The 25737-nt window shown below is 46.3% G+C and carries 25 protein-coding genes; 21 read left to right on the top strand and 4 right to left on the bottom strand.

Annotation, left to right across the window (positions count from 1 at the left end; genetic code table 11):
• The first annotated feature begins 1 nt into the window (after position 1).
• The 6 genes from ytpR (at position 2) to ccpA (ending at position 6806) form a co-directional block, all read left to right on the top strand.
• Entirely contained in the window at positions 2-625 is a 624-nt protein-coding gene (gene ytpR / locus SIN01_RS00440) for a YtpR family tRNA-binding protein (RefSeq protein ID WP_010023963.1), read from the top strand.
• A gap of 34 nt (positions 626-659) precedes the next feature.
• Entirely contained in the window at positions 660-2945 is a 2286-nt protein-coding gene (locus SIN01_RS00435; protein WP_047034932.1) for a DNA translocase FtsK, read from the top strand.
• A 278-nt stretch (positions 2946-3223) separates the two neighbouring features.
• Positions 3224-4546: a UDP-N-acetylmuramate--L-alanine ligase gene (gene murC / locus SIN01_RS00430; RefSeq protein ID WP_010024077.1), complete on the top strand. Its 1323-nt coding sequence runs from the start codon at positions 3224-3226 to the stop codon at positions 4544-4546.
• Between the two features lie 202 nt (positions 4547-4748).
• Positions 4749-5171 (top strand): DUF948 domain-containing protein, encoded by a 423-nt coding sequence (locus SIN01_RS00425; protein WP_010024078.1) that lies wholly within the window; start codon positions 4749-4751, stop codon positions 5169-5171.
• Positions 5172-5188: 17 nt separating this feature from the next.
• Positions 5189-5470, top strand: a complete 282-nt coding sequence (locus tag SIN01_RS00420) for a YtxH domain-containing protein (protein WP_010024079.1) — start codon at positions 5189-5191, stop codon at positions 5468-5470.
• 337 nt (positions 5471-5807) lie between these two features.
• Complete coding sequence (ccpA, locus tag SIN01_RS00415) at positions 5808-6806, top strand: catabolite control protein A (protein WP_010027563.1); 999 nt, start codon at positions 5808-5810, stop codon at positions 6804-6806.
• A 53-nt stretch (positions 6807-6859) separates the two neighbouring features.
• Here ccpA and SIN01_RS14900 read toward each other — a convergent pair whose 3' ends face one another.
• From SIN01_RS14900 to msrC, 4 genes are all read right to left on the bottom strand, one after another.
• A complete protein-coding gene (locus tag SIN01_RS14900; protein ID WP_156994743.1) occupies positions 6860-7009 on the bottom strand; it encodes a hypothetical protein in 150 nt (49 codons plus the stop codon).
• A 139-nt stretch (positions 7010-7148) separates the two neighbouring features.
• Positions 7149-9800, bottom strand: coding sequence for a transglycosylase domain-containing protein (locus SIN01_RS00410; protein WP_010026669.1), 2652 nt, complete (start codon positions 9798-9800; stop codon positions 7149-7151).
• Between the two features lie 196 nt (positions 9801-9996).
• Positions 9997-10599: a 30S ribosomal protein S4 gene (rpsD, locus tag SIN01_RS00405; protein ID WP_010026668.1), complete on the bottom strand. Its 603-nt coding sequence runs from the start codon at positions 10597-10599 to the stop codon at positions 9997-9999.
• A 255-nt stretch (positions 10600-10854) separates the two neighbouring features.
• Positions 10855-11304, bottom strand: coding sequence for a free L-methionine (R)-S-oxide reductase MsrC (gene msrC / locus SIN01_RS00400; protein ID WP_010026667.1), 450 nt, complete (start codon positions 11302-11304; stop codon positions 10855-10857).
• A 166-nt stretch (positions 11305-11470) separates the two neighbouring features.
• Here msrC and refZ point away from each other — a divergent pair, with 166 nt between their 5' ends.
• The 15 genes from refZ (at position 11471) to ytfJ (ending at position 24859) form a co-directional block, all read left to right on the top strand.
• Positions 11471-12115, top strand: coding sequence for a forespore capture DNA-binding protein RefZ (gene refZ, locus SIN01_RS00395; protein ID WP_010025883.1), 645 nt, complete (start codon positions 11471-11473; stop codon positions 12113-12115).
• A gap of 280 nt (positions 12116-12395) precedes the next feature.
• Positions 12396-14090, top strand: a complete 1695-nt coding sequence (gene ezrA / locus SIN01_RS00390; RefSeq protein ID WP_010025882.1) for a septation ring formation regulator EzrA — start codon at positions 12396-12398, stop codon at positions 14088-14090.
• Positions 14091-14238: 148 nt separating this feature from the next.
• The gene (locus SIN01_RS00385; RefSeq protein ID WP_029548233.1) at positions 14239-15381 is read left to right on the top strand and encodes a cysteine desulfurase family protein; all 1143 of its coding nucleotides are present in this window, start codon (positions 14239-14241) and stop codon (positions 15379-15381) included.
• Between the two features lie 5 nt (positions 15382-15386).
• On the top strand, positions 15387-16586 hold the full coding sequence (thiI, locus tag SIN01_RS00380; protein WP_010025880.1) for a tRNA uracil 4-sulfurtransferase ThiI: 1200 nt from the start codon (positions 15387-15389) through the stop codon (positions 16584-16586).
• 114 nt (positions 16587-16700) lie between these two features.
• Positions 16701-16898, top strand: coding sequence for an alpha/beta-type small acid-soluble spore protein (locus SIN01_RS00375; protein WP_010025879.1), 198 nt, complete (start codon positions 16701-16703; stop codon positions 16896-16898).
• A gap of 268 nt (positions 16899-17166) precedes the next feature.
• Positions 17167-18363, top strand: a complete 1197-nt coding sequence (locus SIN01_RS00370) for an ATP phosphoribosyltransferase regulatory subunit (protein ID WP_029548232.1) — start codon at positions 17167-17169, stop codon at positions 18361-18363.
• Positions 18360-19010 (top strand): ATP phosphoribosyltransferase, encoded by a 651-nt coding sequence (hisG, locus tag SIN01_RS00365; protein WP_010025877.1) that lies wholly within the window; start codon positions 18360-18362, stop codon positions 19008-19010. Before SIN01_RS00370 ends, hisG begins: the two co-directional genes overlap by 4 nt.
• Entirely contained in the window at positions 18997-20280 is a 1284-nt protein-coding gene (hisD, locus tag SIN01_RS00360; protein ID WP_010025876.1) for a histidinol dehydrogenase, read from the top strand. Before hisG ends, hisD begins: the two co-directional genes overlap by 14 nt.
• Positions 20273-20863 (top strand): imidazoleglycerol-phosphate dehydratase HisB, encoded by a 591-nt coding sequence (gene hisB / locus SIN01_RS00355; protein WP_010025874.1) that lies wholly within the window; start codon positions 20273-20275, stop codon positions 20861-20863. The genes hisD and hisB overlap by 8 nt, the downstream gene beginning before the upstream one ends.
• Positions 20863-21528, top strand: coding sequence for an imidazole glycerol phosphate synthase subunit HisH (gene hisH, locus SIN01_RS00350; protein WP_010025873.1), 666 nt, complete (start codon positions 20863-20865; stop codon positions 21526-21528). Before hisB ends, hisH begins: the two co-directional genes overlap by 1 nt.
• Positions 21522-22250, top strand: coding sequence for a 1-(5-phosphoribosyl)-5-[(5-phosphoribosylamino)methylideneamino]imidazole-4-carboxamide isomerase (hisA, locus tag SIN01_RS00345; RefSeq protein WP_029548231.1), 729 nt, complete (start codon positions 21522-21524; stop codon positions 22248-22250). The genes hisH and hisA overlap by 7 nt, the downstream gene beginning before the upstream one ends.
• Positions 22250-23008: an imidazole glycerol phosphate synthase subunit HisF gene (hisF, locus tag SIN01_RS00340; protein WP_010025871.1), complete on the top strand. Its 759-nt coding sequence runs from the start codon at positions 22250-22252 to the stop codon at positions 23006-23008. The genes hisA and hisF overlap by 1 nt, the downstream gene beginning before the upstream one ends.
• Entirely contained in the window at positions 23005-23679 is a 675-nt protein-coding gene (gene hisIE, locus SIN01_RS00335; protein ID WP_010025870.1) for a bifunctional phosphoribosyl-AMP cyclohydrolase/phosphoribosyl-ATP diphosphatase HisIE, read from the top strand. Before hisF ends, hisIE begins: the two co-directional genes overlap by 4 nt.
• Positions 23680-23791: 112 nt before the next feature.
• Positions 23792-24397, top strand: coding sequence for a DUF2953 domain-containing protein (locus SIN01_RS00330; RefSeq protein WP_047034934.1), 606 nt, complete (start codon positions 23792-23794; stop codon positions 24395-24397).
• Between the two features lie 3 nt (positions 24398-24400).
• Complete coding sequence (gene ytfJ / locus SIN01_RS00325) at positions 24401-24859, top strand: GerW family sporulation protein (protein ID WP_010027850.1); 459 nt, start codon at positions 24401-24403, stop codon at positions 24857-24859.
• The last annotated feature ends 878 nt before the right edge of the window (positions 24860-25737 follow it).

Raw genomic sequence — 25737 nt, 5'->3', positions numbered from 1 at the left:
AATGATTCTCTATTACAACCGCAAAGGGATTGGCGATACATTAATCGTTTACTTCAAAGAAGGGGAAAAACAGGCTGTTCAAACGTTGGGCTCCGTGACACGGATTTATGATGCAGCAACGAATGAAACGCTTGGCTTTAATTTATTCAATGCCTCTACATTCCTCGGTACGCAAGAAAGCGGTCAACTAAAAGCGGATGACGCATTGATTCATCTGCTGAATCAAAGAATAGTGCGTGCGGGATTTGACGCGATACTTCCTGAAACGTGCGAACCGATGATCGTCACCGGTTATGTAAAAGAAATGAAGAAACATCCGGATTCCGATCATATGCATGTCTGCAAAGTCGACTTAGGAGACGAAGAACTGGACATTGTCTGCGGCGCACCGAATATCGATCAAGGACAGAAAGTTGTTGTTGCCAAAATCGGTGCCTTGATGCCAAACGGAACCTTGATCCGCCCAACGGTGCTTCGCGGAGTCGCTTCCTATGGCATGATCTGTTCCGCACGCGAACTTGCACTTCCTAATGCACCGCAGAAACGCGGCATCCTAGTCCTTCACTCGGAGACAAAAATTGGACAAGATTTTTATGAACGAGCAGCACATAAAATGAACGCATAAATCGAAAAATTTTGCGAAGGTGAGGCGAATCGCAATGGCCGATAAATGGTGGCGTAAATATTTCAGTATGGACAGCGAAGATGAGCCTGATCGCCGTGAAACACCTCTCGAGAACGAACCAACGTCAACCTCGGTTGGCCGTTTCAAAGATCCAAATCGGAAGGTTGAAGTGAAGATGCTCGCACGTTATCCGGAGCATGTACGCGCGGATCGCTCATTTGATCGAGACAACAGCAGCAAACGCAAGCGCAACGAGGATAAGCGTGAAGAGACACCGAAACCAAAGAAGAAAGCGCCTTTTCATCCGACCCGCGTTCCATCTCCGGTTTTCGGCTTTCGAAAGCCGAATAAGGCTAAAGAAGCTGAAGGCTACTTGGACGTGAAGAAAGAGGATCAGGAAAAGCGGCAGATTGAAGCCTATCGTCAAGAAGAAGTGAACCGATCAAATGAAAAGCATCAGTCAATACCGGAACAGCCGGTGATTGACCGAACAATTGCCGATCAGCCGGCAATTCATCGAACGAAGAACCCATTAACCGACTTAACCGACCATGAAGCAACCGATGTTCCTGCCGATCCGCTATCTGCAGCGGATGAGGAACAAACGTCATTGAATGAGGAAGTACATGAACCTGCAGCTACTCATCAGGATGAGCAGCCTGATTCGGCGTTTCAAGAAGCGCAGCCACATGCAGAACTTGTTAAGCAGGAGACGGCATCCGCTTCGCAGGAGCAAACGATGCAACAGAAAAAAGAGCCGATGCGCGTTACGAGTCGCTTGCCACGCTCACCGTTTCGTCAGGAACACCAGTCCAAAGTTCCCTTCAATGTTTTGATGTTTCACACGGATCGAAAACGAACAGTGGAAGAGCGGAAGCCTGCGCAACAAGCGACCGCTCGCTCCGAATTTCTGCTGCCGCTTGAACTGCTTCATGACGCTGCTGCTTCAGAAAAAGACAGTGCGTCTTGGATTGAGAAAAACAAAGCAATATTGGTTGAAACGTTAGAGAATTTTCATGTTGATGCCGACGTCGTCGGTCATGTTCAGGGGCCAAGTGTGACACGCTTCGATCTTCACCTGCACCCCGGTGTCAAGATAAATAAAGTGCTCCGTTTGACAGAGGACATTAAATTGAGTCTGGCTGCGCGGCAAATTCGAATTGCACCGGTCTTGGGGACAAGCAGCGTAGGCATTGAAATTCCGAATAAGGTTCGACGTCCTGTGCTGCTTAAAGAATTAGTCACATCAAAGAATTTCAGAGAAAGCAAGGCACCACTGATTGCTGCACTCGGTCAGGATGTTTCCGGGAATCAAGTGGTCACGGATCTGGCAAAGATGCCGCATGGACTTATTGCCGGGGCAACCGGATCAGGAAAGAGTGTCTGCATCCACTCACTTATTCTAAGTTTAATCTACCGTACATCACCGGAAGATCTGCGTTTTCTGTTAATCGATCCTAAGGTCGTTGAGCTTGCCCCTTATCAGGAACTCCCACATCTGGCTGCTCCGGTCATTACCGAACCGAAAGAAGCGGCGGCTGCACTAAAATGGGCCGTTGATGAGATGGAGCAACGCTACCGAACGTTTGCCGATTGTGCCGTTCGCGATATGGATGGCTACAATCGCAAACGACGCTCCGGTCAGATCCAAGGCGACAAGATGCCTTATATCGTTATAGTCATTGATGAACTTGCCGATCTGATGATGGCAGCGCCGCAGGATGTTGAGGAATCGATCTGCCGAATTGCGCAAAAGGCGCGGGCGGCGGGCATTCATCTGCTGGTCGCGACCCAGCGCCCCTCGGTAGATGTGATTACCGGTTTGATTAAGTCGAATATACCGACGCGGATTGCGTTCAGCGTTTCCTCACAGACCGACTCGCGAACAATTTTGGATTGCAGCGGTGCTGAGCGCTTACTCGGGCGCGGTGATTTGCTGTTTGCGGAAAATGGATCGCGAAGTCTGCGCCGGCTTCAAGCTTGCTATGTATCTGATGAAGAAATCAACCGTGTCACTCACGCATTTCATGATTGGCAAAAGCCGGAGTATCTTTTTTCTCCTGAAGCAGTGCGCACCGATTATGAACGCTCGGATCAGGAAGATGAATTGCTCGGCGAAGCGGCTGCTTTTGTCGTTGCGCAGGGTCAAGCTTCCGTTTCCGCCATTCAGCGCCACTTCAGAGTAGGCTATAATCGCGCCGCCAGACTTGCCGATGAACTGGAGATGCGTAATATTATCTCAGCAAATAACGGAAGTAAGCCGCGTCAAGTACTGGTCTCCAAGGAGAAACTTAGCGAGCGGCTTGGCGAACCGGATTAAAACGGTGGACAATTTTTTAGCATTTTATATGGATAAAATATGTTTTTACAATGGCGATAATAAAGGTTAAAATAAATGTCGAGCATGACGGCAATGCAGAGCGGAACACGCAATAAAATGAACGTTGCGGTTTTTTATGCAGTGTCCGCTTCATTGATCGGTTTTTATATTTTTTGCTGAAAACGAATCTGCAGCACACAGAATAGCCAATGAATGAGTATACTATTCATATTGCAGCGATTTGGTCATGCACGAAGCAATTTATGGAGGTCATTTGTATGACGAAGTACCATTTTGTTGGCATAAAAGGCACCGGAATGAGCGCACTTGCTCAAATCCTTCAGGGGCTGCACCACGAGGTTCAAGGCTCGGATTATGACAAACGTTTTTTTACACAAAGGGCACTTGAGGATAAAAAGATTAAGCTTCTTCCTTTCACGGAAGCTAATATATCCTCGGATGAGGTAGTGATCGCCGGTAACGCATTCCCGGATCAGCATGAGGAAATAAGCAAAGCCAGAGAGATGGGCGTCCCGGTTTATCGTTATTACGATTTTTTGGGCATGTTGGCGAAGAACTATACAAGTGTCGCGGTGACCGGTACACATGGAAAGACTTCAACGACCGGACTGCTTTCATTTGTTTTTAAGGCGTTTGCCCCAACCGCCTATTTGATCGGCGACGGCACCGGTTATGGCGATGATAAGAGTAAGTACTTTATTTGGGAATCCTGTGAATACAAACGTCACTTCCTTCATGCTGACCCTGATTATTGCCTGATTACCAATATTGAATTTGACCACTCGGATTATTACAAAGACCTTGATGACGTTGTCAGCGCGTTTCAAGAACTTGCACTTAAGGTGAAAAAAGCAGTATTTGCTTGTGGCGATAATGAACAGCTTCAAATGATCAAATCGAATGTTCCGATGATCTATTACGGATTTAATGAGGAGAATGATTTTCAAGCAAGAAATGTTCATTTTCTTTCTGATGATTCAGGAACGGAATTTGACGTATATATCCGCAATGATTTCTATGGACATTTCAAAATTAGCGGATACGGTAAGCATAACGTGCTCAACGCACTTGCAGTGATCTCGTTCTGTAATTATATGAGTGTCCCGCTTGAACTCGTTCAGGAACGTCTTGCCAAGTTTCATGGTGTGAAGCGCCGCTTCTCCGAGACGAAGCTGGTGCCCAAAGATCAGATAATGATCGATGACTATGCGCATCATCCAACAGAAATTCGAGTAACGATTGACGCGGCGCGTGAAAAATATCCGGACCGTAAATTAGTTGCCATATTTCAGCCGCATACGTATTCTCGGACCATGACGTTTATGGATGAGTTCGCTGCTGCACTGGCTACGGCAGACGATGTTTATCTCTGTGATATTTTCGGCTCTGCCCGAGAAAAAAGCGGCAAGTTGTCGATTCATGATCTTCAAGACCGCATTGACGGAGCACATATTCTGCACAACAGCACGATTGATGATTTGAAGCAGTACCAGCACAGTGTTCTGTTGTTTATGGGAGCCGGAGACATTCAGAAGTACCAAACAGCATATAAGGAAGCACTTGAGGCATCTGCGCTCTAAGGTGTTTTCAATAGTGGGGACGATGAAGCAATGCTTCCCTGCATACGAGAAACTTGCCGACCGGCAAGTTTTCTTTAATATGTCTAAAATGTTAAGATAGGAGAGTAGGACAGACGGGGTGGTGGAATTTTAATCCCGTGGACGTATAGAAAAGCGATGATTCATTAAACTAATATGGAACAAGTGAAAGGGAGGATGTACGGTGATCATTATTTTGTACTTAGCCGTTGCTGTTATTGCGATCGCATTTGCTGTTCTGGTTTATTTCTTGTCACAAACACTGAGTGCTGCTCAAAAAACGATGGAAGATGTAGCCTCAACGCTTGAAGATGTTCAGGAGCAAATGAAAGGTTTGACTGAAGAGACGACGGAGCTGCTGCACCGGACAAATGGTCTTGCAGTAGACTTGCAGAAAAAGTCGAACAGCTTAAATAGTGTTTTCGATGCCGTTGAAGGCTTTGGACAATCACTTGGAACCATTAACACTTCAGTTAAACGCGTTTCGGCGAGCATTGAAAATAAAGGAATGGAGCAATCCGATAAAGTGGCACGTACGGTTCAATGGGGCAGGGCCGCCATCGATTTGTTTAACCGTTGGCAAAATGCTCGCAAAACAAATCAGTGAGAGGAAGTGTTTGAATCATGAGCATGACAAGCACAACAGGTAAACGTGCGGCTTTCATTTCCGGTCTGATTTGGGGCGGGTTGCTTGGCGCTACAGCGGTTTTTTTCACAGCTGCTCCTTCCGGGAAAAAGATCGTGCAGCAAATGCAGCAAGAAAGTATAGCGCTTAAAGGAAGAAGCGAAGACCTGTTTCAAGTCGCTAAGCACAAGTCGATCGATCTGACGCATCAATTGACAGCTGCAGCGAGAAAGGATCAAGAGGAAAAAGAACAGATGATTCCAATCCCGAAGGACTACTGATCCGTTTACCGATCGCTCGCACGGCCCGCCCTGTTGATGCGAGCAGCTGAAGTGTCACTCGTCACTCAAGTTCAAGATCGATGAATCAGCCGCATACATAGTGGCAGTAATTATCCAGCCTGTCCAGCTCCTAATGTATCTGCGGAAAACGCATGCAATCCCGCGCGGCCTTGTCAAAAAAATATAGCACATCATGTCGAAATTTGTTATTATTAAAAATAGGCATCAATGGATCATTGATGCGTATTTGACTTACTCAAAAATGAAAACGTTATAGAGCGTGGACGGGGTTCAGGCTGACTATAGAAAAATGGTGGATTTTGAGGAGGAATGAGCATTGAGCGCAACGATTTATGATGTAGCCAGAGAAGCTGGCGTTTCGATGGCTACCGTTTCGCGAGTGGTAAACGGCAACCCGAATGTAAAACCGACAACACGGAAGAAGGTATCTGAGGCAATAAAAAGGCTTGGCTATCGACCAAATGCTGTTGCTCGAGGTCTTGCAAGCAAAAAAACAACAACGGTAGGGGTCATCATTCCCGACATTTCAAGCGTTTATTTCTCGGAGCTTGCACGCGGTATTGAGGATATTGCAACGATGTACAAATACAATATCATTCTTTGCAACTCGGACCAAAACAAAGATAAAGAAATTCATTTGATCCAAACCTTGCTCGGTAAGCAGGTTGACGGAATCGTCTTTATGGGCGGTAAAATTGATCAGGAGCATATTGAAGAATTCAAACAAGCCAATGTACCGATTGTTCTTGCATCGACAGTGGACGAGCAGCATGAGATTCCTTCGGTGAATATTGATTACGAACAAGCCGTGTTCGAAGTTATTTCTAAGCTGGCTGAATCAGGGAATGAACGCATAGGCTTTATCAACGGCCCAACTGACATTCCGCTTAATGGCAAGCACAAGCTGAATGGTTACAAACGTGCGCTTGAAGCCCACGGGCTGACATTTAATGAGGCTCTGGTCACAGAGGGCGATTACAGCTATGAGTCCGGCAAAGAAGCAGCTGCGCAGTTCTTGAATCAGGACATAAAGCCAACGGCCATTTTCGTTGATTCAGATGAAATGGCAATCGGTGTCATTAATGAGGCGCAAGATGAAGGATTAAAAGTTCCTGAGGATGTTGAAGTAGTCAGCAGCGAAAATACGCGACTGGTGCAAATGGTTCGCCCGACGCTCTCAAGCATCGCTGAACCTACGTATGATATCGGCGCGGTGGCGATGCGTCTCTTGACAAAACTGATGAACAATGAAAAAGTCGACTCAATCACGGTTCAACTTCCGCATCGCATTGATTGGCGTAATTCAACAAAATAAATGAGGAACACGAGCAAAAAAAGTTACCGAAAAAGCCTCCCTGCTGTTGTGATTCACATCAGCAGGGAGGCTTTTTTTTTACAGGTGAAAGATTTATCATTTTGATTTTGCTGTTTTGGCAAGCGGAAGACGCGAAAGCGCTCGGGCGCCTGCGGAGCGGCTCTGTTGATCGCAAGCCAAAGGAGCCCCGCAGATTCTTGCATGTCTGAGGGGGCTCCCGGATGTCCGCGGTCGCACCCTGTGCGAGCAGCTGGAGTGTTGTTCGTGCACAACGCGACCACCGCGTCCTGTGGAAGTTAAGGGCTGGGCACAGCCCTATTTGTCTTCATTAATCCGAGTTGATTAAGGATGAATTTTGCCAAGAAGTTCCGGCCTCGCAGCCTTCAGATCTGTGTATGGAAAATGTGATTGAAGGAAGTCGGGCTTTATTCGGAACAGTCCATTTTGAGACTGTTCATTTTCTTGCGGCTGTTCCGCTTCATTTCCATCATTTTGGCCAGGAATCAGATTTGGATCTTGTGCCGGGTCTTCTACATCAGGCTGCTTTGGCGTCAATGGCTCAAGAGCCTCTATTTCATCTCTAGGTTCGTATTTTGCATTCATTAAATCGTTGACCTCAAAGCCCGCCGCCTTGGAGTAGCCCGTTGGTTTTCCACCGGTCAGTCCATCATAGACTAGTTTTGAAACACCTTCAGGCTGTTTGAATCGATCTTTCGGCGCCATCAGTTCAGGATCGACGTTATAGGCACGATTTGCAAAGCCAGCAAACAGCGTGCGTGTTTGTTCCGAATAGCGGGCATGGTTTAGCTGTTGGTTATGCGCGTACCCATTCCAAACGCCCATTGTGATATTCGGGTTTGAAGCAACCAGCCATGAGTCGCGCCAATCCTGTGACGTACCGGTTTTTCCAGCCCAGTCGGCGGAAAAATTGAGCATTCCGGGCAATGCTCTGCCGGTTCCGTACTTAAAGACATCACGCATCATATCCAACATTTCATAGTTCGCTTGCTGCGAAAAAACGTTTACCGGTTCCGTCTTATGCTGATAAATGACTTTGCCGTTGCTGTCAGTAATGTGATCGATCATATAGGCATCAACGAAGTTTCCGTTATTCGCAAAGGTCGTATAGGCATCCGTATTTTCTTCAATGGTAATGCCGCGGTTGATTCCCCCGAGTGCGGCGGAAACATTGTAACCGTCCGAACCAACCAAGGAAGTGATGCCCATCTTCTTCAAGTAATCCGGTGCCGTATTTGTTTTTGCACTTAGGCGGGTAAAGACACTGACCGCAGGCACGTTATGAGATGCGGCCAAAGCTGCACGAGCCGTTTCAAAACCGTGGAAAGCTCCACTGGTTGATGTGGTGCCATAGTTTGTCGGTGCGTACAATTTGCCGTTAATCATCCGTTTGTAGGGAAGATCGGCGACGATCGAGCCTGGCTGAATAAGCCCAAGTTCCAGCGCCGGTGCATAGACGAGCAGAGGTTTCATTGTGGATCCGTTCTGACGCGGAACTTCGGTCGCATAGTTTAGTTGTGACTGGTTAAATCCGCGTCCGCCGACGAAACTGATGATTTTACCTGTTTTATTCTCAATCAGAATCGACCCAACTTGCATCGGATCTTTTACCGGTACTTTTTTGCCGTCGCGACCGGTCACTTCAAGTATTTTTCCTTTTGCATCGCGCGCAATTTGATCCGGACTGTATCCGGAATAATTTTGGGCAAACAACTCCATATCATCGTAAATCGATTTATTGATTGTTGTATAAATCCGGTAGCCGCCGCTTTCCAATTTTACCGCTGCATTGCTCATGAATTCCTTGAATAGATTATAGTGATCCGTCAGCGTTGCCGCGTTGTAATCATGGATTTTTGCGATTTCCTGCAAACTTTTTCCTTTATAGATTCCGTGGTTATCTTCGTATACGATATTTTTGTACTTGAGATAATCGTTATAAAGCTTATCGCTGCTGTATCCTTGGCTCTGTGCCATCATTTTGGCAAGGATTATGGCGGAGCGATTTTCGATTTCTTTGGATAGATAAGGATAATCATCATTGATCGTTTTGCTTGGTTTCGCAAAGTGTTTTTTATAGTCATACTTGAGCGCCTGATTCAATTCATCTTTGTTGATGTAACCGGCAGCGTACATACGCTTCAGTACGGAGTGCGCGCGATTGATTCCGGCAGAGAGATCTTTCTTAAGCCCGCCGTGATTTTGAAACGGGGAGTATGAAAACGGATTTTTCGGTAATCCGGCAATATATGCGGCCTGCGGGATTGAGAGCTTGTTTGCCTTAACGCCGAAAATTCCTTCAGCCGCAGTTGCAGCACCATTTATATTTTTTCCGGATGAGTCTCGTCCGAATGAAGCCATGTTAAAGTAGGATTCAAGAATTTCATCTTTTGAGAAATAGCGTTCTACGCGCAGCGCGAGCAGAATTTCTTTGAATTTACGTTCATTAGAGACTTCATTCGTAAGGATTTGGTTTTTAACCAATTGCTGCGTGATTGAACTTCCGCCCGTGGCTTGGGGCCTATGTAACACTTCTTCTGTACTCGCTCTGAGGATCGCTTTCGGGACAACCCCTTTATGTTGATAAAAGAGTTCGTCTTCGGTCGCAATCACTGCATGGATGAGGGCAGGAGAGGTCTCCTTTAATCGTGTTCGGGTCTGCACGAGATCGCTGTTCATTTTCCCAATCGGGATTTTTCCGGCAAAATAGGTGATGCTGCTCTCTGAGTAATTGTCAATGTCATGCTTCATTGTCTCGTAGCTTAGAGCAGGCTGATCGCGTACTAAAGCAGCGAAATAGCCGCTCACGGTTCCTGCTGCAAAAAAGGATCCGATCAGAAGCAAAGACAGCGTGAATAAAAATGAATTCCATATAATGTTTGTTATGGATTGCGCGTTTTGGATGACTGAGCTGGTCGCCCATTTTTCCGCCAACCGGTCGAAAAAATCGGAAAAGCTTTTTAATGGGGCATGCATTCGCAAATCTCCTCTTAATGGTTAGTCATAGTTATCATGTAACATTCGAAAAGTTTCATTAAAGCTTCTTATATATTAGCGTAAATCGATAAGGAAGAAAAGAATTAATGCGTGTTGCGCGTTGCAGTGATGGCCATGCGTCTTGATAATTAAAAAACCTTTCCGAGAAACCCGGAAAGGTTTAATGCAGGACTCATTATTTTGAGTAGAATTCGACGATCATTGCTTCGGTAATCTCTGCAGGGAGTTCCGAACGTTCAGGAAGACGGTTGTAGGTGCCTTCCAGCGTCTTCTCATCAAAAGTCAGGTATTCCGGAACAAACGCATTTGTTTCCAGAGCGTCCTTAATAATCACAAGGTTGCGTGATTTTTCACGTACACCAATCGTATCGCCGGTTTTTACGCGATAAGACGGAATGTCGACACGTTTACCGTTAACGGTGATGTGACCGTGATTTACGAGCTGACGTGATTGTCTGCGTGTTCTTGCAAGACCGAGACGATAAACGAGGTTATCGAGACGGGATTCAAGCAGAACCATGAAGTTTTCACCATGAACACCTTTCATTTTCGCAGCATCATCAAAGGTGCGGCGGAATTGGCGCTCATTTAAACCGTACATGAAACGCAGTTTTTGTTTTTCTTGTTGCTGACGACCATATTCAGACAGCTTAATCCGTTGGGTCGGACCATGCTGACCCGGAGCATAAGGACGTCTTTCGAGTTCTTTGCCCGTGCCGCTGAGTGAAATACCCAAACGACGGGACTTTTTCCAAACTGGACCAGTATATCGAGCCATTGAATGACTCCTCCTTCGTCATTTTATTCGAGAGTGTTTGCGGTAAGCCCACAAACAAACTCAAGCGGTATAAAATGACACCTCTGCACGCGCGTCAAAGATATTTTGCTATCTTGCACCTTCGCCCAGGCAGTCTAGGTTACGCAGTACACCTCTTCACTAAGAGGAACAAAATAGAAGGGCTTTGAAGCCATGCAGTGCTGCCGTCTTTTACACGAAAGCGATTATACCCTTTTTCAGGAGAACATGTCAAGCCTAGAGGTAGGCAACTAATGTTTCAGCAAACGCTTCAAGAAATTGTTGATCATTTTCTGAGAAACGGTCGCAGATCGGGCTGTCGATATCGAGAACGCCGATCAAGGTGCCTCCTTTAATCAATGGAACCACAATTTCCGATCGTGATGCAGCGTCACAGGCAATATGTCCCGGAAATTCATGAACATCAGGAACGCGAAGGATTTCACGTTCTTTTGCTGCTGTCCCGCAAACACCCTTGCCGATTGTAATGCGTACACAGGCGGTTTTTCCCTGGAATGGACCAAGAACAAGCTCGTTGTTTTCTACTAAATAAAAGCCCACCCAATTTATTTTATCAAGGCATTCATTTAACCACGCAGAGGCATTTGCCAAATTTGTTATTCGATTGGGTTCATCCTTGATTAAGGATTCGAGAACCTGAATTCTTGTTTTATTGACAGAATTCATTATTTCCACCTCGATCATTAGAGAATTTACTCTAATTTTAGCAGAACAATCCGTATTTTTCAGCTCTGATGTCGAAAGGTTCTGAGAGGGAAGAGGTATTTAGAGTCGAACATATATAATAGTAAGAGGACGGGCAGGATCTGTTCAAGAAAAGGAGCGAATGTGGATGCAGGCGAAACGTGTGAATCAAGCAAGCGGAAATAAAACGAAGGATGCTGTGGTGCATTCAGCGCTGAAACTGTTCACGATGAGTGGATACGATGGGGTTTCTGTTCGCGCGATTGCATCGGATGCCGGGGTTAACGTGGCACTTGTTTCCTATTATTTCGGCGGGAAACAAGGTTTGCTGGAGTATTTAATGGCCGCTTTCTTCGAGGGGTATTTGTCTACGCTAGAAGACACGGAGCAAATCGTAATGGAAAACAAATCTGCAGCTGACTGTCTGACTGAACTTGCGGATCAATTGATTCGCTATCAGCAGCACGCATTCTATCTTTCACGTTTCGTCCATCGCGAAATGACGTTTGACAATCAGCTGGTTAGAGAATTAATGTCGAGTTATTTGATTAAGGAAAAATTTTTGTTCATCAATCTCTTTCAGCATTTGTTTCACGAGCAGTCATTGCGTCCGATCCAACTTGAATTTGCGATTATTCACTATCGTGATTTGATCATACAACCGTTTCTTCAGCCCCAATATTTTAGAGAAGTCTTTTTTATGCAGCCAAGCGAACCGTCCTTTCGCATCCAATATTTGCGCTTTATTAATGAGTGGGCATGCGGGCTGGATCGACGCTTGCAGCGCGCCTGACGGTGTCCGTTATTTCGAAACGAATAGATGCAGCGTGCTCGTCAGCGAGTGATTTTACAATACTGGCGAGCTTATTTGTATTTGGAGAAGCTTAAGTTGGGGCGTTAAAACTGTTTTCCGCGAAGGGTACCGATGACTTGATAAAAAAACAGAACTTTGCTTTAGTCACATAAAAAACGACAGTTTGCTTAATTTATTGACCTTAAACCGCAATATTTTGTTACAATGTAAACATATAGAAGCAATGCGAGGTTCCATGCGAGAATGGGGGAAATTCCGTATGTTGTTATACGTTCTGGTAGGCTTGATTTTAGTAATCGTATTTCTCGTTGGTTACGGCACTTGGATGAGAAAGCGCCTGTTCGGCGAAATCGACCGTGTTGAGGAGCGACGGGTCGAAATAATGAACCGGCCGGTGGCTGCCGAACTGTCCAAAATTAAACAGCTGAACATGGCGGGAGATACTGAGGAAAAATTCGATCAATGGCGCAAGGATTGGGACAATATCGTCAGCCAGTCACTGCCGAACCTTGAGGAGATGCTCTTCAATGCAGAAGAATTGACGGATAAATATCGTTTTCATAAAGCGGAACAGCAGGTTAAAGAAACCGATAAAAAGATCGTCGCGATTCAAAAAAGCATTGATGAGATGATCAAAGATTTGAACCTTATCGTTGAAAGTGAAGAGAAGAACCGCACGGATATCACACCGATCAAAGAAACTTTTCATCAGATTAAAAAGAATATGATAACAAAGAGAAGCCGGTTCGACAAAACGCTTCCAGCTTTAGAACAGTCGATGAAAGCTGTTGAAACGCAATTGATGAACTACGCGGCGGAAACCGAAAACGGCAATTATCTTAATGCACGCGAAATCCTCGTACACGTCCGTGAGGCTGCAGATGTTCTGTCTGATCAAATCAATCGCATTCCCGATCTCTATAAGGATCTTCGAAAAACAATCCCGGATCAAATGAAAGAGCTTCGCCAAGGCAAACAAGAGATGATCGACGACGGCTATTATTTAGATCAGCTGCAGATTGATGAGCAGCTGGAAGAAATGGAGAAACACCGTCTTCTTCTGGAAACGGCTGTGAACAAGCTGGCCCTTGACGAAGCAGAGGATGGATTGAAGGGGATTCATGACCAGCTGGACTGGCTGTATGCACAACTGGAAAAAGAAGCGGTCAGTCGCCAAAGACTGCAGGAGCTTGCGCCTGCAATCGAAACCAATGTGACACGTATCGGTACAAAAATCAAGAATCTGAGCGAGGAAACCGCTGTGGTTCAGGACAGTTATCATATTTCCGATGAGGACTTGAAGATGCATCATGATCTAAGCCGGTCATTTCAAAAGATTGAATCGGTATATGTTGACACGCAGACCGACCAGCAGCAGGAAGCCTTCAGTGCCATTTATGAAAAATTGGAGGCCATTAAATCGGATCTGTCTGAAATGGAGACGGTAGCCGATGAATTCAATCAAAAAATAAAAGCACTCCGCAAAGATGAAATGAAGGCGCGCGGTCAGGTCCAAAGCCTCAAGCATCAGCTTTACGAAGCGAGACAAATCCTTTTGAAAAGTAATCTTCCCGGCGTTCCGGGTTCATTTGCTTCAGCATTGCAGAAAGCAGGAGAGCAGCTGAATGCAGTAAATGCCAAGCTTGACGAAAAACCGCTTAATATGGTGATGGTTCAGAAGCTGCTTGAGCAAGCCGGTCAGGATGCCGATGATGTTTTCCAGCGAACCGAGAAACTGGTGGATACGGCTAAATTTGCGGAAGAAATGATCCAATACGGGAACCGGTACCGTTCTGATGATGCTGAGATTGACCAAGCGTTAAAAAAAGCAGAACAGCATTTCAGAAATTATGACTACCAGTCGGCTGTCGAAACAGCAGTTCATGCCGTTGAAAAAAGAGAACCGAAAATTCTGAAACGCACAGAACTGTATGAAGACCAAGAAGCAAATTGAAGTCAGTGAATAACAATTTTATAAAAAAATTGCATCTTAATGTACAAGAAGGAAATACTCATGCTAAGATTCAGATAAAATGGGCAGCGGAGAGATTACCTATTTTATTAATGAGCTGAGTTTTTTTGAAAGGAGTTCCCTTGTTTTCATGATCTATTTAGACAATAGTGCGACGACGAAGCCGTATGCTGAGGTGCTGGACACCTACCGTACGGTTTCTGAACAATTTTTTGCTAATCCGTCATCACTTCACAGTCTCGGTGGAAAAAGCGAGCAGCTACTTACGCGGTCTCGCGAACAAGCAGCTGCACTGCTTGGCGTTGAACCGGGAGAGATTGTGTTTACTTCAGGAGGCACTGAAGGCAATAACTTGGCGATTAAAGGCGCGGCTTTCGCGTATCGAAAACGCGGCAAGCATTTGATTACGACGGCGATTGAACATGCTTCAGCAGGTGGTGCGTTCACGCAGCTGGAGTCGCTTGGCTTTGACGTGACGTACTTGCCTGTTGACCGTGACGGGCGCGTTTCATTTGAACAGTTTAAACAAGCCTATCGCGATGATACGATTCTTGTTTCACTGATGCATGTGAATAATGAGGTCGGAACGGTGCAGCCGGTTAAAGAAATTGCAGCTTTTTTGCGTGATAAGCCGAAAACGGTCTTTCATGTCGATCATGTTCAAGGCTTCTCTAAAGTACCTCTGCAACTCGCGGAAAGCGGGATTGATCTGTGCACCATTTCCGGTCACAAATTCCACGGACCAAAGGGAACCGGACTGCTTTATGTTCGACAAGGCACTGTGCTGTCGCCGCTTTTTGCCGGCGGCGGTCAGGAACATCAGCGCCGATCAGGCACCGAGAATCTACCGGGCATTTGCGGCATGGTTAAGGCACTGCGCATCACGCGTGAACATGAAAATGAAGGCATCCGCCATTTAAAAAAACTGCAAAGCCAACTGTTTGAAGGATTGCGGAACATTGATGGTGCCGTTATTCATACACCGGCCGAGCATTCCGCTCCGAGTATTGTCAACGTCTCGCTGCGCGGCATTAAATCGGAAGTACTCGTTCACGCACTGGAAAAAGATGAGATCTACGTCTCAACGAAATCAGCGTGTTCGTCAAAAGAAAATAAAGTCAGTGCGGTGTTAACGGCGATGGGTATCTCGGACGAAGAAGCAGAGCAAACCATCCGGATCAGTCTGGCTTATGAGACAACGGAACAAGACATAGACGTATTCTTAAAAAAACTGGCTGAAAAAGTCGGTCAGCTAAAGATCGTGATGAGGTGAATGAGGTGATTTATGATTATTTGGTGGTTCGCTTTGGCGAAATCACGTTGAAAGGCAAGAATAAAAAACAATTTGTCGTGAAATTGGAAAATGATGTGCGCGACAAATTACGCAAATTTGCATCACTTGAGATCAAGCGTCATTTTGATGACCTGGAAATAAAACTAAATAATGAAACAGCCGACGATGTGCTCGCTGTTCTGAAGAAAGTTTTTGGCATCCAAAACATTTGGCCGGCGATTAAAGTCGGAACCGACATCGAAGACATACGCGAAGGCGTATTACGCATTGCCAATCAGGAAAAAAGTGCCGAAACGTTCAAAATCGCTGCTCGGCGAAAAGATAAGCGCTATCCAATTCATGGCAGCGAACTCAATCAGGATCTCGGCGGCACGGTACTGGAACATTGCGACTGGCTGCATGTTGATGTCCATGATCCTGATCTGCGCATCAGAGTTGATGTCGGGTATCATGAGACGCATATCTATGGAAAAGAAGTCCAAGGGGCAGGCGGTCTTCCGGTTGGTGCAAGCGGAAAAGTCATGCTGCTTTTGTCCGGGGGGATCGACAGCCCGGTAGCCGCGTACCTCGTTGCCAAACGCGGTGCAATTGTTGAAGCGGTTCACTTCCAAAGTCCGCCGTATACAAGCGATCGTGCCAAACAAAAGGTTATTGATTTAGCGAAGAAGTTAAGGGAATTCGGAGGCAAGTTTGTGCTGCACCTTGTTCCGTTCACTGAGGCGCAGGTTGCGATAAGAGATGCAGTGCCTGAAGATTACCGAATCACGATTATGCGCCGTCTGATGTTCCGTATTGCGGAAGAGCAGGCAGCTCGGCGCGGCGCATTGGCACTTGCTACCGGTGAAAGCTTGGGTCAAGTAGCCAGTCAAACGCTGGAGAGTATGAATACGATTAATGCGGTAACGAATCTTCCTATACTTCGCCCATTGATCACGATGGACAAGATTGATATTGCAAAAATCGCAAAGGAAATCGATACGTATGAGATTTCGATTCGTCCTTATGAGGATTGCTGTACCATTTTCTTGCCGAAAGCCCCGCGTACACGACCGGATCGCAACCATGCGGCACGATTTGAACAGAAGCTGGATGTTGATGCGCTGGTTCGTGAAGCGGTCGATGGGATCGAAACCATTGTGATTGATGAAGATGCACAGGAAGATGCACTCAGTCAGTTGCTGTGATTCCGTACCGTTTTAAACGGGTATCACAAAATGTTCTAGAAAAAACTACCATTCCTCCTTGTGTATGTAGACCACTAAGTCTGCACAATATAATGGCACAAGGAGGTGAGAGACATGGCAGAAAATAATAGCAACCAGATCCTTGTTCCAGGTGCAGAAAAAGCTCTTGAACAAATGAAAACCGAAATCGCTTCTGAATTTGGTGTACAACTTGGTCCTGACACGACCTCACGTGCTAACGGTTCCGTTGGTGGTGAAATTACGAAACGTCTCGTTGCAACGGCACAACAGCAGCTTGGCGGCAAGTTCTAATCTGAATGGATTAAAAAAGGGCGGCGATGCCGTCCTTTTTGTATGCAAAAAAATAGAAACCTACAACGAGAAAATAGGTTGAAAATAAGCTGTACGGTCCTTCAGTTCCCGACCGTCCTAAGCGGTACATTGGCATAATCACCTATTGACTAATGGAATGATTTCCGCTAAAATACACGTTACATACTTTACTATGCTAATGAGATAAAGCGACTTTCCTTTTATGATAAACTACATAATAAAAAGGCACTGCGAGAAGGAGAAAAACATGATGTCCCAACCCTATATGTTTGAAAAACCGCTTGGGCTGCGTGATACGCTGCCGCAAGCCCAAAAAGAAATCTCCCGATTAGAAATGATTTTTCAACGTGAATTGCAGCGTTGGGGATACGATTTTATTAAAACACCGGCTTTGGAATACGCAGAAACCATTGGACGTGCTTCAGCGATTGCCGATAACCGTCTGTTTAAATTTTTAGATGCGGAAGGACATCCGGTCGTTTTACGTCCGGATATGACAACCCCGATTGCACGGATTGCTGCATCCAGTTTGCGGGAAGAACCGCTGCCGCTTCGTTTGGCGTATACAGCAGATCTTTACCGGAGCCAGCGTAAAGAAGGCGGACATCCGAGCGAATTCGAACAGACCGGTGCCGAATTAATCGGCGATGCAACCCCTTATGCAGATGTAGAGGTTATTTCCTTAATGATGAGCCTGCTTGAGAAAAGCGGATTGGCATCCGTGCGCTTGGCTGTCGGTCATGTCGGATTCGTGAATGCTTTTTTCTATGATATGGTTAAAGACAAAGCGATTGTGAATCATTTACGTAATCTATTGTACAGCAAAAATGATGTTGGTTTTCACGACTATGTGGCGACGCTTCACGTCACGGGCGAAGTTGCCGCTCTATTGAATAGCTTCGTTGACTCAAGGCGAATGAACAATAAGGAAACGCTTCAATTTTTGGAACGATTGGCGGATACGTCTTCGACTCCGGTTCACTCCTATTATCAAAATATTACGGAACTCATTCATTTGTTGAAGTTAGATAATCTCGACGCACAGATTGATCTTGATATCACGCTTGTGCCTCATCTGAGTTATTACACCGGTTTTGTTTTCCAAGGCTTCGGCGGCAATCTTGGTTTTCCGGTAGCAAGCGGAGGACGTTATGATGATTTGCTGGCAAAATTCAATCGGCCATGTCCGGCTACCGGATTTGGTATTCGTTTGGACCGGCTGATGAGTGCCATAGCCATGCCAGAGGCAGAGCGTGAAAAGAAATGTGCGGTCATCTACGACCGTGAGAATGCCGGCAACGCAATGCGCTACGCGGCAGAAGAACGTGAGAAGGGGCGATCGGTCGTTCTCCAGCACGCAGAGGGGATCGACATACAGGAAACGTTTGAACAGCAATTTGAATCGGTTACTTATTTTCTTGAGAGAACGGAGACGGAAGAATGAATGAATCACTCATAACAATTGCGATGCCTAAAGGACGAATATTCGGCGATGCTTGTAGACTGCTGAGAAATGCCGGTTTTCGGCTTCCGGAAACATTTGAAACAACGCGAAAGCTGATCTTTGATCTTGAATCCGAACCGTTCCGTTTTATTCTTGCCAAACCGGTTGATGTACCAACCTATGTTGAATATGGTGCGGCCGATATCGGCATTGCAGGGAAAGACGTATTGCTTGAGAGCGGAAGAGATGTATACGAAATGGTCGATCTTGGGATCAGTAAATGTCATATGGCCGTTGCCGGGTTAGCAAAGCATCAAAGCCGCCGGCCGTTTTTGAAGATTGCCACGAAATATCCGAACATTGCTTCGGACTTCTATCGAAAACGCGGCGAACAAGTGGATCTTATTGCACTGAACGGATCGATTGAGTTGGCACCCATTGTCGGTCTCGCCGATGCAATTGTCGATATTGTATCTACCGGACAGACGCTGAAAGAAAACGGTCTGGTCGAATATGACCGTCTCTTGGACGTCAGTTCACGGCTTGTTGTGAATCCGGTCAGCTACCGATTAAAAAAAGGGCTGATTGATCGAATCGTTGAAAAAATGATCAAGGCAACGGAGGGGACCAAGGTTGGAATGGATTAAAGACGGGAATTTGGACTTTTTGAGAAAAAGAAAAGTTGAAGCAAGAGAAGATGCGCAGCAATCGGTCGCGGAAATTATTAATCGGGTTAAAAGCGGCGGCGATGAAGCGCTGAAGGCATTTACGAAGCAATTTGACGGCATTGCACTAGAAGCGATACAAGTAACGGAAGATCAGATGATTGCCGCCGCTGCGCGTGTACCGAAACCGGTTCTTCAGGCGATCAAGCAAGCCGCGCGTAATATTCGCGCTTTTCACGAAAAACAGCTCCCTCAATCATGGACGGAAACCGTGGACCAAGGGGTCGTCCTTGGTCAAAAAGTGACACCGCTGGATTCGGTTGGTGTTTATGTACCCGGCGGAACGGCTTGTTATCCATCCTCCGTTCTGATGGGCGCAATTCCGGCATTGGTGGCCGGCGTGAAGCGGGTTGTATTGGTATCCCCGCCACAGAAAAACGGCTTAATCGCTGACGGTGTACTGGCTGCCGCACGTGAGATCGGTATTCATGAAATCTATCAAGTCGGCGGCGCCCAGGCAATCGCAGCACTGGCCTACGGAACCGAATCGATACGTCCGGTAAATAAAATTGTCGGACCGGGGAACCTTTACGTGATGCTTGCCAAGAAATATGTATTCGGTGATGTAGCGATTGACAGTCTTGCGGGTCCGAGTGAAATTGCCGTTGTTGCGGATGATTCTGCGAATCCGTCATGGGTGGCTGCCGATTTGCTGTCTCAAGCAGAACACGATCGTTTGTCGATGCCGGTGCTCGTTACCAATTCGGAGGCGTTCGGCCAACAAGTGGAGCAGGAAGTTGAAAATCAGTTAAAAGAACTGCCGCGCGAAGCCATTGCTTCAGAGTCAGTGCATAAACAAGGGAAAATTATCTTGACCGCCAATCTGCAGCAGGCTGCCGACGTTATTAATCAAATTGCTCCGGAACATTTGGAACTGGCGACACGGGAACCGAAGGAAGTATTGAAATTTGTTCGGAATGCCGGCGCAATTTTCCTTGGAAAATACAGTTCTGAACCGGTAGGCGACTATTTTGCCGGACCGAACCACATCATTCCGACAAATGGTTCGGCACGCTATGCGAGTCCGCTGGGTGTGGAGAGCTTCATCAAACGCTCAAGCATCATCGAATATAGTGATGAGGCGCTGCAAGCAAACGGACAAGCTATTGCCGCATTCGCGCGATTTGAAGGATTGGAAGGCCATGCACGAGCGGTGGAAAAACGAATGAAGGGTGCTGTCATTCATGAGTAATCGAACAGGATTTGTGGAACGTAATACATTTGAGACACAGATTAAATTAAACTTTGCGATCGACGGCAGCGGTGAATCGCATCTGGAAACCGGTGTACCTTTTTTAACGCATATGCTGACACTGTTTAGCAAACACGGCTTGTTTTCTTTGGACGTTGAGGCCCATGGGGATACCGACGTCGATGATCACCACACGACCGAAGATATCGGTATTTGTCTTGGCAAAGCAATCAGGCAGGCCGTGGGAGATAAAAAGGGAATCAATCGCTACGGTTATGCAGTTGTCCCGATGGATGAGGCCTTGTCTGAAGTTGCTATCGATTTAAGTGGGCGTCCTTATTTTGTATTTAACGGAAACTTTCCTTCTGAAAAAGTCGGTACCTTTGATACGGAACTTGTAAAGGAATTTCTCGATAAGCTGTGCATCGAGGCGCAGATGAACCTTCATGTGACCGTACGCTACGGAGAAAATACGCACCACATGATTGAATCGGTATTTAAAGCGCTCGGCCGTGCCCTTGACGCGGCGACTGTACAAAATCCAAGAATTCAAGGGGTTCTGTCAACGAAAGGAACGCTGTGATGATCGGAATCGTAGATTATGGCATGGGCAACCTCTACAGCCTGAGCCAAGCATTGGAAAGATTGGAACAACCCTATGTGATCAGTGATGATCCGAGCGAGTTGGACAAGTCAGACGGTTTAATTCTTCCCGGTGTCGGTGCCTTTAAGGATGCGATGGGACTGCTCAATCAGAAGAAATTGAGCGATTACCTTAGAGGGTATGCTGAGAAAAAGCCGCTGCTCGGAATCTGTCTCGGTATGCAGCTGTTATTTGATGAAAGCGAGGAAGGCGTGCCGACTAAGGGACTCGGCTTAATTGCTGGGCGTGTGGTTCGTTTTTCCGGCGTAGCTGAAGAAGGGGGACGCTACAAAGTCCCCCATATGGGATGGAATACTTTGACCTTCCTCACTCCTGATTCAGTGCTTCTGAACGGATTGAAACCGGATTACGCCTATTTTGTGCACTCGTACCGTGCCAAGCTTACGGATCGTTCGGCGCTGATTGCGGTTGCCGATTATTATGGTGAAGTTCCGGCCGTAGTCGGCAAGGGCCGTGTTTTTGGTACCCAGTTTCATCCTGAAAAGAGCGGGGCATTCGGCCAGGCACTTCTCAAAAATTACGTGCAGTTCGTGCACCAAGATAATAAAGGCGACACTTGTGATTTAGAAAAGGGGAAATGTTGATGTTTACCGTATTTCCGGCAATTGATCTCATTGATGGCCAATGCGTCCGTCTGTTTCAGGGCGATTACGACCAGTCGACGGTCTATGGAGAGGATCCCATCCAAGTCGCGCGTTCCTTTTTCGATCAGGGTGCGGAGTGGCTGCATGTCGTCGATCTTGACGGTGCCAAAGCGGGGCATCCGCTGAACCAAGAACTGATCGCACGTATGGCTCAAGAAGTGCCGATTAATATTGAAATTGGCGGGGGCATTCGTTCCATGGATTCGGTAGAATGGTATTTGGAAAAAGGAATTAAGCGTGTGATTCTCGGGAGTTCGGCAATCAGCGATCCGGACTTTTGTAAAAAAGTGCTTCAACGCTATCCAAATGCGGTTGCGATAGGTTTGGATGTAAAAAAAGGCAAGGTTGCTGTACGCGGTTGGCTCGAAGTGTCCGATTTAAGTGCTGCTGAATTGGCTAAACAGCTGATTCAAGAAGGCGCTGAGCAATTTATCTATACCGATATTTCGCGCGACGGTGCTCTTAAAGGCGCAAATGTTGCAGCGGCGGAACAGCTTGCCGAAGAAATCGGAAAACCGGTGGTAGTTTCCGGCGGAGTCACGACGCTGGATGAAATCAAAAAGATGATCGGCAATCGCAAAGTGAGCGGAGCGATCATCGGTAAAGCACTGTACACGAAACAGATCGCGTTAAGCGACGTGTTGAAGGCGGTGAACGACTGATGCTTGCCAAACGGATTATTCCTTGTCTGGACGTTAAGGACGGCCGCGTTGTAAAAGGCAAACAGTTCGTGCAGCTGCGCGACGCAGGTGACCCTGTGGAACTGGCAATGTTTTATAATCGTGAAGGCGCCGATGAACTGGTCTTTCTTGACATATCTGCTTCGAATGAAGGCAGAAACACAATGGTTGAAGTCGTCAAACAAGTTGCCGCCAAACTCAACATTCCTTTTACGGTTGGTGGCGGGATTCGAACATTGGAGAATATTAAAACGCTGCTTCGTGCCGGTGCAGACAAGATCTCGCTGAACAGCTCAGCAGTTGCGAATCCACAGCTAATTAAAGAAGGGGCCGATTTTTTCGGCAATCAGTGTATTGTCTGTGCGATTGATGCTCGCTGGGATTCGGATTCAGGTACATACAAGGTCTATACACACGGTGGACAAAAGGAAACCGAACTTGATGCCGTTGAATGGGCAAAAAAGGCTGTTTCTTTGGGTGCGGGCGAAATTCTGCTCACCAGTATGGATCAAGATGGCGAGAAAAGCGGATTTGAATTGAAACTGACGCGAACGATTAGCGAAGCAGTCGATGTTCCGGTCATTGCGTCCGGCGGAGCAGGCAAAGCCGAGGATTTTCTCGATGCATTTGAATCAGGCAAGGCAGATGCCGCACTCGCCGCATCCATTTTCCATTACAAAGAAACATCTGTTGCAAAGGTGAAGTCGTTTTTAAAACAAAAAGGAGTGGCAATACGATGAATGCAGAAACATTAAAGTATAACGAACAAGGATTGATTCCAGCCATTGTGCAAGACGCGCAGAGCAAGGAAATCCTAATGATGGCTTATATGAATAAGGAATCGATTAATAAATCGCTGGAGAGCGGCGAAACATGGTTCTACAGCCGTTCACGTCAGGAACTCTGGCACAAGGGTGCAACCTCAGGCAACACCCAGGAGATCGTTGACTGGGCGGTTGACTGCGATTCAGACACTCTGCTGATTAAAGTGAAACCGGCGGGACCTGCCTGCCACACAGGCAAGTACAGTTGTTTTGTTCCGGAAAAAAGTGACAAGCAGGAAGCCGAAACGGTAGGGTCCGCTCGCTATGAAATCCTTGCTGAACTGGAACACGTGATTGCAAAGCGCGAGGCAGAACGTCCGGAAGGCACCTATACAACGTATCTGTTTAACGAAGGCATTGACAAGATTTTGAAGAAAATCGGTGAAGAAACGTCCGAAGTAATCATCGCTGCCAAGAATCATTCCATTGCAGAACTGGAATGGGAAGTATCTGATGTGGTCTATCACACACTGGTTATGCTGCGTGAACAAGGCGTCGGCTTTGACCGCGTGCTTCGTGTGCTTGAACAGCGTCACCGTGACAAGAGTGAATTTCAGCGGGAAAAAGCAAAAGATCTTGGCTTATAATGCATTCATAAGTAGCGCCCCGAGAGCGATCTTGCTCTCGGGTTTTTGTATGTTTTGAACCATTTTTCGAATACTAGCAAGTATAAAGGGTACAAAAAAGGAGCGTTTGCTGGTGCGCCTGTTCATTGTCTTGTCAGGGTTAAGTGTTGGACTTTTGATTCTATTGATCTTATTTATTTTAAAAAGTACGCTGACACTGCGCGTCAAGTATCTGATCGGCATGCATCATTTCGAGTGGAAGGCTGATCTGTACTTTAGGAAGAGGAAAATTTTTACTTTTCACTCCGAAACGCCAAGAAAGAAAACGGGTAGGAAACCTTCCTCTAAAAAAAATGAAAACAAGAACATTTTCCAAAATGAAGAAAAACAAACGACAGACCAAGCGGCGTCCCTTTATAAACAATTGGAAAAAGGCGTTGATTTTCTACGAACGGGACAGCATGACCAACATATTCAAATAACCCAGGTTGTGTGGGTGACGACATGCGGAACCGGGGATGCCGCGGAAACGGCTATGCTCTGCGGCTTGATTTGGACAGTTAAAGCATCGTTATTGCCTTGGGTGAACGCAATGAGTTCCGATCATCCGCGGATCAATGTTGTCCCGGCTTACCAGAGAAAATGTTTGAACTCAGCATTGTCGTGCATGTTTCAGATGCGCTTCGGAGACGCTATAGCTATGATCAGGAAATTAAGGAGCCAATTGAAAGAAGGGTAAACTATGGCAGATCATCCGATACAAGGGTTGATGAAGACTGCACTTGAAAGCCTGCAGTCCATGGTGGACGTAGGCACGATTGTCGGAGATCCGATTGAAACAGAAGACGGACATACCATCATCACATTGTCAAAGGTCGGTTTCGGTTTTGTTGCCGGCGGCAGCGAGTTCAATACAAAGAATGAAAATCCGGATGAAGATCAAACTGAGGAGACCGAAGCTTATCTTCCATTCGGCGGCGGTACCGGCGGCGGCGTTTCGATTACACCGATTGCTTTTTTAATCATCGGCGATGAAGGCGTAAAAACAATCCATCTCGACAATAATACGCATTTGTATGAACGGCTGATCGATTTGGCACCGCAAACGATTGAGCGTATTAAAGAAATCCTTGAAAAAAGCGGTGCAGGAAGCAGTTTAAAGCGGAAAAAACGCCGCAGTGAATGGAACGACGAAGAATAACGCGATTAACTGACCAAAATATGAGAGTGCGTCTCAGAAGTCTGCCGCTGACTTTGGGATGCCTCTTTTTTTTTATTTATGAACCAACGCGGAAGTCACCGCATCCTGCGGAAGCACGTCCTGTATGCAATGCGGAAGTCATCACGTCCGGTGAAAGTACGTCCTGTGCACAACGCGGAATTAAATAGACGGAAAAATTCCCCTTAATTAGAAAATAAAATAAAAAATAGCTTTAATAAACGGAGAGATTCCGCTTATTCACTTGAAAAATGTGAAAATGGGGGATTTTGCCTTGCATAATCGGAAAAATTCCGCTTATATACCTCTGAAATGAGCGCTACCCGGCATATAACCGAAAAATCTCCGCTTATTTTTACTTAATTAAGGACCAGAATGCTTAATGAAAAAGAAGTGAGAGGGATGGGGATCATTTTATTATCTCAATAATGTCCAAGAATCCCCTCATTTAGATGCTCTGGCGCCTGCGGGATCTCGCCTTGTTGATGCGTGACAGCGAGATCCCGCAAATAAATTGCGTGTCCGAGGAGGCTCCTAGATGCAAGCGGTCGCACGCTGTTGATGCGAGCAGCTGAAGTGTCTTTCAAGTATATTGTTGATTCGTGAAACAAAACCGGTGCTAATCGCGTATGTAGGGAGCAGGATCTGTGCATCAATTGCTCTGCTCGCAAATTTGGTCTATAGTGAACATAGGCATGTGAAAGAATGGAAAAATGGAAGGAGTGAATGGCAATGGGACAACTGTGCAAGAGATCTGTATCCGGATGTGACACGTGCCGCCAGTTCGCAGCACAGATCCGCAACGTCATTCCATTTTTTTGTGGATTTTCACTATTTTGTCACAAATACATAAATAAGCG

The sequence above is a fragment of the Sporolactobacillus inulinus genome, from assembly GCF_006539285.1.
Taxonomy (GTDB): domain Bacteria; phylum Bacillota; class Bacilli; order Bacillales; family Sporolactobacillaceae; genus Sporolactobacillus; species Sporolactobacillus inulinus.
This window is presented reverse-complemented; position numbering and strand designations above follow the sequence as displayed.